The 15,108-nt window shown below is 60.4% G+C and carries 11 protein-coding genes; all 11 read right to left on the reverse strand.

Annotation, left to right across the window (positions count from 1 at the left end):
• Nucleotides 1–46: 46 nt before the first annotated feature.
• Nucleotides 47–913, reverse strand: coding sequence for an NAD(P)-dependent oxidoreductase (locus AB1Z25_RS17505; RefSeq protein WP_486635778.1), 867 nt, complete (start codon nucleotides 911–913; stop codon nucleotides 47–49).
• Nucleotides 914–994: 81 nt separating this feature from the next.
• On the reverse strand, nucleotides 995–1,336 hold the full coding sequence (locus AB1Z25_RS17510) for an EscU/YscU/HrcU family type III secretion system export apparatus switch protein (RefSeq protein WP_019103813.1): 342 nt from the start codon (nucleotides 1,334–1,336) through the stop codon (nucleotides 995–997).
• The gene (gene fliK / locus AB1Z25_RS17515; RefSeq protein WP_486635779.1) at nucleotides 1,317–2,342 is read right to left on the reverse strand and encodes a flagellar hook-length control protein FliK; all 1,026 of its coding nucleotides are present in this window, start codon (nucleotides 2,340–2,342) and stop codon (nucleotides 1,317–1,319) included. The genes AB1Z25_RS17510 and fliK overlap by 20 nt, the downstream gene beginning before the upstream one ends.
• On the reverse strand, nucleotides 2,339–2,692 hold the full coding sequence (locus AB1Z25_RS17520) for a DUF2802 domain-containing protein (RefSeq protein ID WP_081545453.1): 354 nt from the start codon (nucleotides 2,690–2,692) through the stop codon (nucleotides 2,339–2,341). The genes fliK and AB1Z25_RS17520 overlap by 4 nt, the downstream gene beginning before the upstream one ends.
• 125 nt (nucleotides 2,693–2,817) lie before the next feature.
• Complete coding sequence (gene fliT / locus AB1Z25_RS17525; protein ID WP_235086921.1) at nucleotides 2,818–3,147, reverse strand: flagellar protein FliT; 330 nt, start codon at nucleotides 3,145–3,147, stop codon at nucleotides 2,818–2,820.
• A complete protein-coding gene (gene fliS / locus AB1Z25_RS17530) occupies nucleotides 3,144–3,569 on the reverse strand; it encodes a flagellar export chaperone FliS (RefSeq protein WP_107800445.1) in 426 nt (141 codons plus the stop codon). Before fliS ends, fliT begins: the two co-directional genes overlap by 4 nt.
• Nucleotides 3,570–3,651: 82 nt before the next feature.
• Nucleotides 3,652–5,025, reverse strand: coding sequence for a flagellar filament capping protein FliD (gene fliD, locus AB1Z25_RS17535; protein ID WP_486635780.1), 1,374 nt, complete (start codon nucleotides 5,023–5,025; stop codon nucleotides 3,652–3,654).
• A 44-nt stretch (nucleotides 5,026–5,069) separates the two neighbouring features.
• Nucleotides 5,070–5,498 carry a flagellar protein FlaG gene (locus AB1Z25_RS17540; protein ID WP_043642102.1) on the reverse strand — a complete coding sequence of 143 codons (429 nt, stop codon included), beginning with the start codon at nucleotides 5,496–5,498 and terminating at the stop codon, nucleotides 5,070–5,072.
• Nucleotides 5,499–5,575: 77 nt separating this feature from the next.
• Nucleotides 5,576–6,424, reverse strand: coding sequence for a flagellin N-terminal helical domain-containing protein (locus AB1Z25_RS17545; RefSeq protein WP_048414322.1), 849 nt, complete (start codon nucleotides 6,422–6,424; stop codon nucleotides 5,576–5,578).
• Between the two features lie 185 nt (nucleotides 6,425–6,609).
• A complete protein-coding gene (locus AB1Z25_RS17550) occupies nucleotides 6,610–7,458 on the reverse strand; it encodes a flagellin N-terminal helical domain-containing protein (RefSeq protein WP_081545457.1) in 849 nt (282 codons plus the stop codon).
• A 190-nt stretch (nucleotides 7,459–7,648) separates the two neighbouring features.
• Nucleotides 7,649–14,392: a glycosyltransferase gene (locus tag AB1Z25_RS17555; RefSeq protein WP_486635781.1), complete on the reverse strand. Its 6,744-nt coding sequence runs from the start codon at nucleotides 14,390–14,392 to the stop codon at nucleotides 7,649–7,651.
• Between the last annotated feature and the right edge of the window lie 716 nt (nucleotides 14,393–15,108).

A 15,108-nucleotide genomic window follows, 5' to 3' on the forward strand; every position in this document is an offset into this window, starting at 1 on the left:
TGCTAAAACGGCGAGGCCTGGCCTCGCCGTTTTTTTGTCCGCCGCCTCAGTTCTGCCGCCAGATCAGCCGCGCGATCGCCGACGAATCCAGCTCGCCCTCGCCCTCGGCCACCAGCTGATCGATCAGGCCCGACACCCGTTCCGCTTCCGGCAAGCGGATGCCCTGCTCGCGCGCCGTCTCCAGCACGATGCGCATGTCCTTGGCGTGCAGCTTGGCCTTGAAGCCCGGCGCGTAGTTGTCGTCTATCATCCGCTGGCCGTGGACATCCAACACCTTGCTCTGCGCGAAACCGCCCAGCAGCGCGGCGCGCACCGGCGCGGGATCGACATTGCAGGCCTGGGCCAGCTTCATGATTTCCGCCACCGCGGCGACGCCGACGCCGACCGCGATCTGGTTGCAGGCCTTGGCCACCTGGCCGGCGCCGCTGGCGCCGATATGGGTGATGGTCTGCCCCATGGCCTGCAGGGCCGGACGCGCGCGCTCCAGGGCCTCGGCCTTGCCGCCGACCATGATGGTCAGCGTGCCGTTGACGGCGCCCACCTCTCCGCCGGACACCGGGCAGTCCAGAAAGTCCACGCCGTAAGCCGCCAGTTTCTCCGCGATGCGGCGCGCGCCGTTGGGCGCGATGGTGCTCATGTCCGCGCAGACCAGGCCCGCGCCGGCGCCGTGAACCGCGCCTTGCTCGCCCAGCAGCACTTGTTCCACATCCGCGGTGTCCGACACATTGGTGATCAGCAGCTCGACCTGGCCGGCCAGCTCGGCCGGGCTGTCCGCCCAGCTTGCGCCCGCCTGCAACAAGGGTTCGGCCCGTTCGCGGCTGCGCGCCCACACCGTCACCTGGTGACCCGCCTTCAGCAGGTTCAATACGCAGGGACGGCCCATGATGCCCAGACCGATATAAGCGACTTTCATTTGCGACTCCACGATGAAAACGACGAGATTCATCGAGGATAAGGGGAAGCGCGCCGCAACGCCAGCGCGCGGCGGGGAGAATCAGGGCTCGGGCAAAGGCGCGGGCTTGCGCCCGCCCAGCCAGGCCTCGAATTCATAATCCTTGCCGGAGGCGTGATGCTCCAGAAAGTAGACGAAGGCCAGGACCTCGGCCACCGCGCGGTAGAGCTCCGGCGGAATGTTCTTGTCCAGGTCCACCTGCATCAGCAAAGACACCAGCTCCGGCGAGTCGTGCACGAACACGCCGGCCTCCCGCGCGCGGTCTATGATGCGCTCGGCCAGCTCGCCATAACCTTTGGCGACGACCTTGGGCGAACGGTGCCCCTCCTGGTAAGACAAAGCCACCGCGGAGCGGCGCTTGTCCTCACTCGGCGGCCGCGCCATCGTCCTTCACCACCAAGCTGGCCAAGGCCAGGCCGGCCGAGGCCAGGCCCGCCTCCAGCCGGCCGGCGTTCTGGGTGATCAACTGCCCGGCCTGTTCGTCCTCGGCGGAGAACGACACCTGCACCGACTGGCCCACCAGACGAATGCGCGCGGCCATGCCGCCCAGGGCCGGCAGATTCAAGGACAGATTGGTCGACCAGGCCTGCATCTCCTGCTGGCCGTTGCCTTCGCGGTCGGCCTCGGTCTTTTCCTGCTCGATCACCATCTGCATGGGCTGGCCGGGCCAGGCCATGCCTTGAAACTGCAGTTGCTGGTTTTCCAGGCCGTTGAGCTGCCTTTGCACCAGATTGCCCAACTCCTGGGTTTGAGCCTGCGCCTGCGGCCGCGCGCTGGCCGCCGCGTGCTCGGTATTGGCCAAGGCTTGGCTCATCTTGGCCTGCGGCTCCTGCTTGATCTCGGCCAGGCTGGTGCGGCCGTCGGCGAAATCCTTCAGGTGGGATTCGTAAAACAGACCGCTCTTGGCCACGCCCTGCTGCAAATCCTCCGCCACCTTGGGCGGCGGCTGCTGCGCCGCGTTGACCAGCACCGGCTTGCCGGCGTCGCTGGTCTGGGTGGACAGCAGATGGGTCAGATAACGGGAAGCCGGGCTCAGGGCCACTTGCACCGAACTGCCCTTGGTCTGCTCCGCGCTCTCCTTGCCGCCGTCCTGCAATAAAAAGGTCAGCGCCGGTTGCAGCGACGCCACCTTCAGCTGCAGCGTATCGCCGCTTACCGTCGCCCCTTGGGGCAGGTTAAGCGTGAACAGCGAATTCTTGATCAATACCGCCAGCTGATTATTGTCGAGGCGATCCGCCACGCGCGCCGTCACCTGCTCGCCCAGCAGCAGCGTCGGCAAGCGGCTGGGAAGGGTCGCGGTTTCCAGCAGCAGCTTGGCGCCCTCGCCCAATAGCTGCGAGGGGTTGATCTGCTGCGCCGGCAAGACGCCGGTATTGATCGACGGAATCATGAGGTGGGACTATTTCGGTACAGGGAAACGATCAACTCGGCCTCGCTGCGGGAGATGCCGCAGCGGGAGGCCACTTCGGAAGCCGTCAAGCCCTGGCGTATCATCTCGATCGCCTGATTGTAAGGGCTGAGTCCGACATCCCCGTGCGCCTGCTGCTCCACCCGGGACAACAGGCGCGACATATCCCGCTGCATAGCGCTGATCTGCTGTTGCTGCTGGTCGAGATACATGGTGGTCAAGCTGTCGCGTTTGGTTTCCAGACGCAGCACGCGCCAGTAGACATACGCCACCGCCATGGCCAGCATCAGCCAGAGCACGACCATCAGGTATGGGAAAAAGGTGCCGGACATCTTGGTTCCCCATGGAAGAGTTTCCGCCGTGACTTAATTTTATGGCGAAACCTCCAACAACCCAAGGCCAACCCGCCATCAAATCGACTCCGCCGTCCTGGCCGGGCCGTCGCGGCGATTTGCGATCAACGATAGTGTTTCAGCACCCGGGAGTTCTGATTGATCAGCACCAGCTCCGAGCGTAGCGCTTCCGACCATTGGACCAGATCGGCCTGGATTTCCTCGCGCCGCCGCACCAGCTCGCGCAGCCTGTCGCGCTGAGCCTCCTCCAGGCCGGACAATGTTTCCTGGGTCAGCGAAGCCAACAGGCGCGACATCAGCTTTTCCTGCTGCGCCTGCAAGGCGTTGAAACGCTCGTAATCCTTGGCGGACACCGCTGCGGACACCTGAGGCGTCAAAGCCTCCAGTTCCGCCACCAGCTGTCCCAAGGTCGTCGCGCGCGCCGTCGCCGTCATGCGCCCGCCGCCGCGCTGGCCGCGGGCTGACTGCGGTCGACTTGCTGCCAGGCGGGGAGAATCGTTTCCAACAGGCTGCGGACTTCCCCCAAAATGGTCAGATCGTTCTTGAGGCTGGCTTGTCCCAAGCGCGTCTTCATATAGAGGTACAGCTCGTTCAGGTTGACGGCCGCCTCGCTGCCGGCTTCCACATCCAGCGCGATGCGCAGGCCTTCGATGATGTCCATCGCCTTGGAGATCATGCGCGCCTTTTCATCGAAGCGCTGAGCTTCGATCGCAATGCCAGCGGTCATGATCGCCTTGATCGCGCCTTCGTACAGCATGACCACGATCCCGATCGGGCTGGCGCCGTACACCGCTGCCTTCAAGGCGTCGTTTTCATAAGCCTTGTTGAATTGCTTCAACATTCTGGAGTTCAGCATATTGTTGCCACCGGCTGAGCCGGGCCGGCGGGCGGTTCTGCCCGATCCGACCTCAGCGTAAAATCATGACGAAATACCAAATTCATACTTGAGACATCAGACCGCTCAGATTATTGGTCGAAGCCTGCATTTTAGCCAGCGTCGAATTCAAGGCGGTGTATTGCTGGATATATTGTTTCTGTCGCGCGGTCAGCCGAGCGGTCAGCGCATCCTGCGACGCTTTCTCAGTGCTGATGCGCGAATTGATCGAGCTCTTGCTGCTTTCCACCACGCCGCTCGGGCCCAACAAACTGTTGATCTCTTTGTTCAACAACTGGGCAATCCCATTGCTACTGGTATTCCCGAACAGGTTTTTCACCGCGGTCGGGTCTTTTTTCAAGGCGTCGTTGAACTTGGTCTGATCCAGCTTGAGAGTGCCGTCCTTTTGAATCGCGATCCCGATCTGAGACAGGTAGGCAAAGGAGTTGACCGGGTCGACGCCGGGAATGGATTTGGTCAACACATCCTGCAGCTTTTGCTGAATCGACAAAACCGAGGCATTGCCTTTCATGCTGCCGCCGCGAGCATCCTTGATCGCGCTTAGGACTTGATTATACGCGTCGACAAAACCTTGCAGATTCTTGCCGATGCCGGCGGAGTCCTGATTCAGCGTCACCGTGGTGGAAACGCCGGTTCCGCCCTTGTACAAGTCCAACTCAACGCCAGGAATCGCGCCGCTGACTTTATTGCTGCCGGAGGTCACCTGCACGCCGTTCACAGTCAACTCGGCGTTGACCGCGTCCTTGGACTCGCCGTTGGCGGTTGGACTTTGCGTCAAGCCAGCCAGCGTCGAACCGCTGACTCCGCCGGAGTCGGTGCCGCCTGCGCTGATGGAGAACTTATTGTCGGTGCCGGAGGCGGTCGACGCCACCACCAGCTTGTAGTTGTCGCCGTTTTTAACGACAGAGGCGTTGATGCCCATGCCTTCGGCGTTGATCTTGTCGGAAATGGACTGCAAGGTGACTTTGTCGCCAGGATTATCCCTCAGCTTGACCGTCTGTTCCTTGCCATTGATGGTGAACTTCAGTTCATTGGGCGCGCCGGTGATTTCCGTTTGCGCGCTTTTGATGTCGGTGCCGTTGAACTGGTCGAACACCAGTTGCCGAGAGGTCGCCAGCTTGGCGACGTTGACGACATAAGTGCCGTTGACGCCGCCGGAAGTGGTGCTGACCCCGGCTACGGAAGTGTCGCTGGAGGACACCTTGAACGCTTGCAAGAACGATCCCGACGACAAGCTGGTGATCGCGCTTTGCAGCGCGGACAGCGCGGAACCGATCTTGCCAAGATCGCTCAACTGGGTGTTGTAGCCGTCCAGTTTCTTCTGACTGGCGACCAATGGCCGGGAATCGATCGCCATCAACTGGCTTACGATGGTTTGGACGTCGATCGCGCCGACTGATGTGGTTATCCCTGCCATGTTCATCACCCTTTAATGTGTATTTGTTGAGCCGCTCCCGGGACTCAAGCCTTGTCCTTCAGCAGCATGCCCTTGAAGTCGCCGATCGCCTTGGCGATCCGGATCGCGTCCTCGGAAGGTATCTGCCGGATGACCTTCTGAGTTTCCTTGTCCACGACTTTCACCACCTGCAGATCGGTGTCCTTGTCCACCGAGAACTCCAGCTGGTTATTGTACAGCGAGGCCACGCTGTTCAGTTGCTTCAGCGAAGACTGCAACTGCTCGGTAACCGATGGTTTTTCCTTGGCCGCGGTATTTTGCGCCTGCTGCTGCTGCGCCTGTCCGGCGGCGGCAACGGCCTGGGCATTGTCCGGCAAAGCGGAAGCGGCCTTATCAGCCCCCTGCCCGCTTTGCGCCAGCTCCACCGTTTGCTGCCGCGGCGCGGATGCGCCCGCGTTGGCAATCGGCAGCGATTGTAAAGAAGGTATTTGCATGACAACTCTCCTGACGCGCGCAGCTCCGGTTGCCCAACCAACCGGAGCCGCCGCTGGCTCATACCATCATTCTAGACTTATTGCAGCAGGGTCAGTGCCGACTGCGGCAGCGAGTTGGCGTTCTTCAGAATCGAAGTACCGGCCTGTTGCAGAATCTGGTTCTTGGTCAGGGTAGCAGTTTCCGCGGCGAAGTCCACATCCACGATACGGCTGTTGGCTGCAGTCAGGTTTTCCACGTAGTTCTGCAGGTTGGCCACCACCGCGTCGAACCGGTTTTGCACCGCACCGAAGGTCGAACGGATGTTCGAAATCTGGGCGATGTCGGCATCCAGCGAAGACAGCGCACCCGACGCGCCACCTTGAGTCGTAACGCTCACGGTGCCGGTGTTGGTCAGGCTCGAGTTGTAGCTGTTCAAAATCCCCGCGGAGGTCAGGTCGGTCGACGAGATCGAAACCTGGTTGGTCGCCGCGCCGGACGAGCCCACTTGGAAGGTCAGTACCGAACCGCCGGACAACAGGCTGGTGCCGTTGAACTGGGTGGTTTGAACGATACGAGAAATTTCCTGGGTCAGCTGGTCCACTTCACTTTGCAGCTGCGAGCGGTTGGTGTTGCTGACCGAACCGTTGGACGCTTGCACCGCGATTTCACGGATACGCTGCAGGTTGTTGGCGATCTGGCCCAAAGCGCCTTCCGCCGTCTGACCGACGGAGATGCCGTCGTTGGCGTTCTTGATCGCTTGGTTGTTACCGCGGATGGCGGCGCTCAAGGTCTGCGAAATCGCCAGACCGGCGGCGTCGTCCTTGGCGCTGTTGACGCGCAGACCGGAAGACAGACGTTGCAGCGAAACTTGCAACGAGTTGTTGGAGTTGCTGAGGTTACGCTGCGCGTTCAGCGAAGCAATGTTGGTGTTGACGGTAATAGCCATGGTGATTCTCCTGATGTTCAGTTGGGCAAAGCGACTTGCTTACTCACCATATCGTCAGGGCTTCTATAAACTTTACGGTCAAAACGTGAATTTTGCCAAAAACCTCATTCAAACCATGCCATTTCCCATCCAAGCACCAAAATAGAGCGGGGGCTTTGCCCGGTATGACAAAGCCCCTTCCCTCATTACTGCAGCAGCGTCAACGCGGATTGCGGCAGCGAGTTGGCGTTCTTCAGGATGGAAGTGCCGGCCTGTTGCAGAATCTGGTTCTTGGTCAGGGTGGCGGTTTCCGCCGCGAAGTCGACATCCACGATGCGGCTGTTGGCCGCCGTCAGGTTCTCGGTATAGTTCTGCAGGTTGGAGACCACTGCGTCAAAACGGTTCTGCACCGCGCCGAAGGTCGAACGGATGTTCGAGATCTGGGCGATGTCGGCGTCCAGCGAAGACAAGGCGCCAGATGCGCCAGCCTGCGTGGTCACGCTGATCGTGCCGGTATTGGTCAGGCTGGAGTTATAGGCGTTCAACGTGCCCGCCGAGGTCAGGTCGGTGGAGGAAATCGACACTTGGTTGGTCGCCGCGCCGGACGAGCCCACCTGGAAGGTCAGTACCGAGCCGCCGGACAACAGGCTGGTGCCGTTGAACTGGGTGGTTTGCACGATACGCGAGATTTCCTGAGTCAGCTGGTCCACTTCGCTTTGCAGTTGCGAGCGGTTGGTGTTGCTGACCGAGCCGTTGGACGCCTGTACCGCGATTTCGCGGATACGTTGCATATTGTTGGCGATCTGCCCCAGCGCGCCTTCAGCGGTCTGACCGACGGAAATGCCGTCGTTGGCGTTCTTGATCGCCTGATTGTTACCGCGGATGGCGGAGGTCAGGGTCTGGGAAATAGCGAGGCCCGCGGCATCGTCTTTGGCGCTGTTGACGCGCATGCCGGAAGACAGGCGTTGCAGCGAAACCTGCAGCGAGTTGCTGGATTGGTTGAGGTTGCGCTGAGCGTTCAGCGACGCAATATTGGTGTTTACTGTAATAGCCATGTGATTCCCCTTGAGATCAAGACTGCGTCAACCGGAGCGCCCGTATTCCGCAGCACAGCCATTAGATCGTCCAAAGGTTAATAAACTTGACCAAAATGGTATTTTTACCAATTAACACGCTTCAAGCCGATCATTAAAAAGCCGCTTTGGATCTCAATGATCGCAAAGCGGCTCCCCTACCCCCCTAGACTCAACCACGCAAGACTTTGGCCCAGTCCTCGTGATGGTCTTCCAACCAATAGTCGCGCTCTACCCAGGCACGCAGCAGGTCTCCCTCCCGCTCCGCCTGATCCAGGTCATGCGCGCGGCTGCGAATGGCGTCGACCCAGACGGAGACATCATTCGGCACGCGGCAAACGGGCGCGCCGTTGGTCTGATACGGATAGATGTCGGTACACACCACCGGCCATCCCATCGCGCCGTACTCCAGCAAGCGCAGATTGCTCTTCGCCTCATTGAACGCGTTCATCTCCAAGGGCGCCACCGCCAGGTCCAGATTCAGGGTTGCGACCTTTTCCGGGTATTCGCTGAAGGGCACGCCTTGATGCGCCTCGGCCACATATGGCCGGAACTGGGGCAGGCACATGCCCATGAACACCCAATCGACCTCCTGGTGAGTCTGTTTGATCACCTCGAACAGCAGCTCAAGGTCGCCGCGGTGTTGCGACGCGCCCACCCAACCCACTCTGGGCTTGGCTCCGACTCGCCGCTTGGCTTGCAATTCGCCCCAGATGCTGCGACGCAAACGGTTGGGGATCACCGCAACCTCGCCAACCATGCCCTGCGTGAACTCACGCAACGGTTCCGTCGACACGACCAGGGCATCGGACATGTTCAACGCCCGACGCAGACGCTGCTTGGCATCGGGATAGTGGCGTCGCCAATGGTCGTACAAGTCGCTCTTCAGCGGCGTGCCGCCCACCAGGTCGTCAATGCCCAAGATGGTTCGAATGCCAGGGAAGTAGGACCGGTATTGCCCCAAAGCGTCCAAAACGCCATCGTTCACCGCGGTATGCAGCAATAAGACATCCGGCGCCATGCGCGCCATTTCCACCAGAGAGGGCAAGCCATGCACCGGCTGCAGAATCTCCCCGTCCAGCAGGCCGTGCTCTTGCAATACCGATAAGGGCTGACTCAGCCGGTACTCGCCGCTGCCGCCAGGCACCGGCACACCCAATACCCGCTGCCGTCCGCCCAGGCTCGGGTCCCAAGATACGTGCCGTTCAGTTTCCAGTTCCATTCTGCGCTTGCGCAGGGATAGGTGCCGGTTGAAGCCAGGGTCTCGTTTCAACACCGGCATCCAGGCATGGAGGAAGTTCTCCATTTCCCCGCGCTCGCGAACCGCGGCCTGCAACGCTATACGCGGATCGGAAGTGGTGCGCCCTATGCTCTTGGCGTGATGGTGGTACATCACGGCAAACGGATTGTAAACATTGCGCCAACCCGCCGCCTGAACCTTCAAGCACAGATCGACGTCGTTAAAGCACACCTGGAATTTTTCTTCATCCATGCCTCCCACATCCAGGTAAGTGGACTTGGCCACCATCAGACAAGCTCCAGTGACGGCGGAGTAGTTCTGCATGGTCACGGCGCGGCTCATATACCCCGGCAGATTCATGTCCTGAGGCTCGAACACGTGATCCGCCACCGAGTGCATGCCCCCCGGCAAGCCCAATACAATGCCGGCATGCTGAATTTGCCCGACTTCCGGATACAGCAGGCGGGCGCCGACCACGCCCACTCCCGGTTGCTGAGCTGTCGCCAACATGCGTTCCAACCAGCTTTCCAGTGCCAGTTCGGTATCGTTGTTCAAAAGCAGCAAGTAGTCGCCGCGCGCATGCGCTGCGCCAAGGTTGCACTGGGCGGAGAAATTGAACGGCTGGTCATAGGCCACGATCTGGACCCGCCCGGGATAGCTCGCCTGCAACGCTTGGTAATACTCCTGGGTTTCCGGCTGCTCCGAACGGTTGTCCACAATGATCAACTCAAAGTGTTGGTAGGCGGTGCGCTGCAGCACGCTGTCTATGCACGGCTCCAGATATTCAAGCTTATCCCGCGTCGGAATAATGATGGAAACCAGAGGGCTGCCCTGGACCTGATACTCAAAATGGAAGGTCCCGTCCACCAGCCCCGGCCCCACGCTGGCAGACTGGTCGCAACGCTTGGCATGCTCTTCCAAGGCTACCTGGCAAGACGCCAGACACAAGGGCTGTTGATCGGGATGCCGCCACGGCAAGGAAAGCAACATGTCGTCGACATGGCCGATGACATGCGAGCCTTGCAGCTCGAACAAGCGCAGCAAGGCGTCGAAATTGTAGGCGCCGGGATAGGGCTGGAAGCCGCCCAGCATCGACAGCGCGGTTGTGGAGAAGGCGACCGCGTCGCCGATGTAGTCCATCGAGCGCAGATATTCCGGCGAGAAGTCCGGCCGGAAGGCCGGCAGGAAACGCTCCCCCATCGGCGACACGACGTCGCTGTCGCAATACACGGCTTTCCAGTCCGGATGCTGATGGATGGCCTCGCCAAAACGCAGCAAGGCCTGCGGTTGTAGACGGAAGCCTGCGGGCAACAACCACGTCCAATCGGATGCCACTTCGGAGATCACGCCGTTGATGGTCGCGGCCACCGTCTCAAAGTCGCTCAGATCATCCAACTGCACCCAACCCAGTTGATCGCTGCTGTTGAACACCGGATCCGGCACCGCGCTGTCGGACAGCACGATCAATCGCCAATTAGGGTAAAGCTGGTTTTCCAAGGCCGCCAGACTCTCCGCCAGACGAGTCAGCCGGGTTTGCGGCGCCAATACGATCAGATTGAACCAAGGCCGGCTTTGCCAGGCAGTGCACATCGACTCCGCCAATTGCTCCGCGTGGATCTCTCGTAGATTATGGTTTCCCAGCCAGCGCCGGTAGTCCCGCAACGCAAACTGTTCGGGTTCGGAAAAGGCGTAAGTGGTGACCTTTCCCATTTCGCTGATGCCGTTTGGCCGCAAGTTCTTGGGCAGCAGCTGGCGCCATTGATCAAACAATAAAGGCACGGCGTCTTCCAGTACCCTGCGCTCCTTGATGTAATGCTGGGACAGCGCAATACGCCGCTCTCTGAGATCCGCGTCCTCAACCAAGGCCGCCAAGGCCTCGAACCATGCCTGCTCCGTGTTCTCCACCACGCTGGCCATGCCGCTATCCTTGAGCCAGGCGTAGGCCGGCGTATCGGACAAAACCGTCGCCGCGCCGACCACGGAGTACTCCAGCCATTTCAAATCGGACTTGCTGTCGTTGAATGCGCCGTGAGCCAAAGGAGCGATGCCGATATCCAGCCGCAGGTCCGCAAGATCGGTCAGAAACTTGCTGTAATTCACAAACGTGGTGACTTGCCGGACATCCTTCATCCCCACCATGGATTTGGGGACTTCTCCCCAGAATACGAATTTCACCAAACCGGCGTATTCTCGATAAATACGCATCAGCGCCGGCTCTATCGCCGCCATTTCTTTGCCGCGGGACGTGGTGCCGGCAAAACCGATGGTGACTTTGTCATTGCGCGGCCTAGGCGTTACGAAGCGGTCCCGGGCCAGAGTGTTGGTGAAAACAAAAACCTTATCGTTGAAGGGGCGCACTTTCTCCGCCAATGGCTCGGTGGTCACCGTGACCAATGCGCATTTGGGCAGCAGCCATTTGATCTGCTCAAAAGAAGATTCGCACTCTTTGTACATCAGGTGCGACTCAGGCATTTCCGGCAACCAGTCGTCCACTTCGTAAACGATGGGCTTGCCGGATTCGACCAGCTTTTCAAGCATGGCCTTGCTCTCCGGCCTTGGGAACAGGCGCTGCACCAGGAAGATATCCATTTCCCTGACGAAATCGTCATCGCTGTCGAACGGATACACCCCGTCATATAGGTAGGCGGCCGAATGCTTGTAGTAATAGTGGTCGAACTCTTTTTCCACCAACTGCAGGGCGTCTCCCAAACGCAGACGATAACAAGCCTCGTCCAGGGCATCTCGGGTCAAGACGCCGATTCTCGGCTTGCGGCGCGGCGCTTCGGGAGCGGCAAGCACAGGACTCGCCAGCCCTGAAATATCCTGTCTGCTCTCGTTCTGCAAACGGTTGGCCTTGCCCCAGGAGAACGGCAATGGAATGTTTTGCAGCAGGCGGCTGCGCCACTGTTGATTCGGCACCTCTTGCAGCATGCCGGTGGCGGCGGTCAGCACCGACTCCACCGTCAGCATATCCATGCAATACGCGTGTCCTCTACGACACAGCGGCGCGGCTTCCGCCGGCAGCTCTGCGAGACACCCCTTGCACTCGATATCGGCAATCAGGCCCCGCGATGCGCCGCGCAACGGCAGGCGCTGCGCCGGCTCAGCCATGCCGAACAAGCCAAGCACCGGCGTGCCGACCGCATGGGCGATGTGGATCAGGCCGGAGTCCGGAGCGATCAGCATGTCGGCAACCGAAATCGCCGCCGCGGTTTCGGCCAGACGCAGCTCATTGACCAGGGACACCACGCCCGCTCTGGCGGCCTCGGGCAGGTTTTCCAGCGTAAAATCCTTGCCGCTGCCCAACAACACAAGCCCGATATTGCGGGCGGCCAGCGCCGGCAACAATTCTCCCCAACGCGCCGCCGGCCAGATGCGGTCCGGCGAACTTGCCGCCATATGGATGGCCACCAGATGCTCCGGCTTTTTAGCCGCCAGCCAGCCCGAGGCCACGATCTTGTTGGCCAATGGCCGATAATCCTGCATCAGCCGCGGCAGCGAGGGTGCGCTCGGCGCAACCCCGCTGCGTCGCGCATACGCCTCAATGATGTGCAAATCCCTGGCATGTTCATAAGCGCCATCCAGATCGACGACAATATCGTCCGGACGCAACTGCAGCGACATGCAACCAACGATGTCGGCCTCCTCGATGGCTTGGAAAGCCTCAACCACCTGGGTTCTGACCAACAATTGCCGATCAGGATATTTCCGGCGCAAAGCGGGCAATACCGAGCTGGCCAAGAGCGCGTCGCCCATGGCAAAACGTCTTTGAACGACCACCCGCTTGGCCAGTGCCCGCGGTCTTGGCTGCTCCAGCACCAGCAGGAAGCCTTCATCCTCGCCAGACTCGGCGCAGTTCTGGTGCAGCAACCCGGACTGGAAGGTCTCAGGGGACACCAACGATAACCGCAAACGATGCAAGTCCACCTTTTCGAATACGCGCGAGCACAAACGACGCACTCTGGACTCCGTCCAGTTGGTCCAATGCGTCGGGTTCAGGTGAGAGCCGGCCCAGCGCTCGGTGGGCAAACTCAGCAGCAAGCGGCCACCGGAAGCGATGCGTTCGGAGAGCTCCCACAGGAACAGCTCCGGATCATCCGTGTGCTCTATGGTTTCAAATGAGATCACCGTATCGTAGGCGGCAGGCGGCAGCGTATTCAGCAGACGCGCCTCAAATCGGCAATTCTCGGCGTCGCCGGGGATGAAACGCTGGGAAAAACGGATTGCGTCGGCGTTGAGGTCAATGCCGGTGTAATCGGCCATGCTGCCCGCGTCCGCCAGAATATGCCAGCCGTAGCCGGCCCCCGACGCACAGTCCAGCACCCGGCCCAGAGGCCCAAGATCGGCAGCCGCCCGGTAGCGTAAAGCGTGCTGGACCAAGGTCGCATACCCTTCCAGCCCAGGCAGAAAACGCCCGGCGCCGCTCTGCTCAAGCTCGCGCGCCAGGGCCGCATCGCGGACCTGGGCATGGTTGGGCTGAATCCCTTTCGCGCCATCCTGCAATAGCTCAGTCAGGCGAATCAAGGCGTCCTCCGGCCACGAGGCGAGCAAAGACGGCAGCACCCAGCGGCCATCTCCGTCCCGATAGAGCGCCATCAACTGCATGAACTGCCCATCCGGGTCTTGCAAGGTCGCGTCAAAACACTCCACACCCAGCAAACGGTCCAGACGAACCCATTCATGACGGATGGTCGCCAGCGTCATCGCTCCGGCTTGCGCTGCGAACGATTCCGCATAGGCGAAACTGGCCACCTGGATTCGGTCTATCTGCGCTTCCGCCATAACTCGCCAGCCTGCGCCCTCCAATAGCGGGCTTCTCAGCAGCGGCGCCTGAGGATATTGCTGGCGAAACACGCTGGACAATTGGCCAACCAAGTTGTCGGCCGCGCCTCGGTCGGTCAGCAGCCATGGCCGGTTCAGCGGCAGCAAGGCTTGCAAGGCCAAGCGCACCAGCAATTCATCCGCATAGACGTCGCACAACAATTCAAGCCAGCCCACAAGTTCACGCTGCAACCACAGGACTCGCTCTTCCTCTCCTTTAGCCAACGCATCGATATGCGTGGCCGCGGCCTGGGGCGAATGAGTCAAGACAACGGTTTCACCTCCCGCGAACGCCTGCCGTAAACGACGATGCAGCCATTGATGCGGCGATAAACGACGAGCGCCTGCGGCCAATTGCAAGAGCCAGCTTTTGCGTAGCCAGCCGTTGGCTTGCTGCGCCAATAGCCAACTCGGTTCCCCGCATTGCTGCAGATGAGCGGCGAAGTCCTCCACGCCGCTCAATTGGAAGCGGCCATAATCGCCTTCGCTCTGCCGCGCTCGCTCTCGACGCAAAGGCACTCCGCCCGGCAAACAAGCCCAACTATCGCTCACGCGCCAATGAGCGCCGTCGTCGGCGACCGGAGCGGTATCGACCGGCAAGCCCAAGCCGCAGGCAAAACCCACCCACTCTCCGCCGGCTGCAGCCAGATTATGCGCATCCAACATGGGCAGGCCATTCACGAATGGAACCAAACACACCTTGGAACGGGCTTGCAGCGCCGATAATGCCGGCGACATCAACTGGGCGTTAATCACCAGTACCAACTCAAACTGGTTGGGATCATGAACGGCAAGATAGGCCTGGACTTGCTCCAACTCCGCTTGAGTTTCGACAGTGAGAAAAAGTGAGTTCATCTTCTTGGTTTCCTGAATGGCGACAGCACAGCCCGCCAGGCTAAGACGGCAGGTTAAAATTCGGGTTGCCATATATTACTGAGAAACGTCATGGGCAACAGCCCAAATCATGCCGAAATCCTCGGAATCAAAGGGGGCCGCAGCGCCTCAGCGACACGATGTCCGCATGAATGGCCGCCCGCGACGCGAAAGACCGGCCTTTCCGAAGAATAGCCGGCGAACGCGGACAAGATACAGGACGCTCAGATACAAGCCCATGTCATCTTCGTACAGGAGCTAGGCAGCAAGCCCGAAGCGAGGTGGTCCCCCACCACACCGGCTCAAACCATGAAACCCGTCCCTCCCAAAGGAGATTCGGCCCGTATTCATGAAAATGTCATCATTGGTACGATTACCGCATACAAGCCAGACCTGCCGCCAGCGTCTCTGATTGGGATGGGACTATAATGCAGCAGCCCCGGACGCTGACACGATAAGGCCTGGACATGGCCCAAAGGCTTGATTTGCGCAATGCGCGCCTTAAGTTGAACGCGGACACCCAAACATGGCGGCTCGCCTCACATCATGCCCAGCTTAACGGAATCGCGTTTATCGCCGCCCAAAGAGGGCGCCGCCGCCAAGCCCGGCCTTTGAATCCCCATGCCGCCGCCTTGGCAAGGGACTACCGGCCCCTACCCCGCCTGGGTAGAATAAGCGCGCAGCCAATCGCGCCGCTT

Source organism: Chromobacterium sp. HL1, from assembly GCF_057418835.1.

Coding starts and splice junctions, on each gene's coding strand:
- AB1Z25_RS17510 (WP_019103813.1), bottom strand. CDS start 1,336: ATGGCGCGGCCGCCGAGTGAGGACAAGCGCCGCTCCGCGGTGGCTTTG.
- fliT (WP_235086921.1), bottom strand. CDS start 3,147: ATGACGGCGACGGCGCGCGCGACGACCTTGGGACAGCTGGTGGCGGAA.
- fliS (WP_107800445.1), bottom strand. CDS start 3,569: ATGCTGAACTCCAGAATGTTGAAGCAATTCAACAAGGCTTATGAAAAC.
- fliD (WP_486635780.1), bottom strand. CDS start 5,025: ATGGCAGGGATAACCACATCAGTCGGCGCGATCGACGTCCAAACCATC.
- AB1Z25_RS17520 (WP_081545453.1), bottom strand. CDS start 2,692: ATGTCCGGCACCTTTTTCCCATACCTGATGGTCGTGCTCTGGCTGATG.
- AB1Z25_RS17550 (WP_081545457.1), bottom strand. CDS start 7,458: ATGGCTATTACAGTAAACACCAATATTGCGTCGCTGAACGCTCAGCGC.
- fliK (WP_486635779.1), bottom strand. CDS start 2,342: ATGATTCCGTCGATCAATACCGGCGTCTTGCCGGCGCAGCAGATCAAC.
- AB1Z25_RS17545 (WP_048414322.1), bottom strand. CDS start 6,424: ATGGCTATTACCGTCAACACCAACATTGCTTCGCTGAACGCGCAGCGT.
- AB1Z25_RS17540 (WP_043642102.1), bottom strand. CDS start 5,498: ATGCAAATACCTTCTTTACAATCGCTGCCGATTGCCAACGCGGGCGCA.
- AB1Z25_RS17555 (WP_486635781.1), bottom strand. CDS start 14,392: ATGAACTCACTTTTTCTCACTGTCGAAACTCAAGCGGAGTTGGAGCAA.
- AB1Z25_RS17505 (WP_486635778.1), bottom strand. CDS start 913: ATGAAAGTCGCTTATATCGGTCTGGGCATCATGGGCCGTCCCTGCGTA.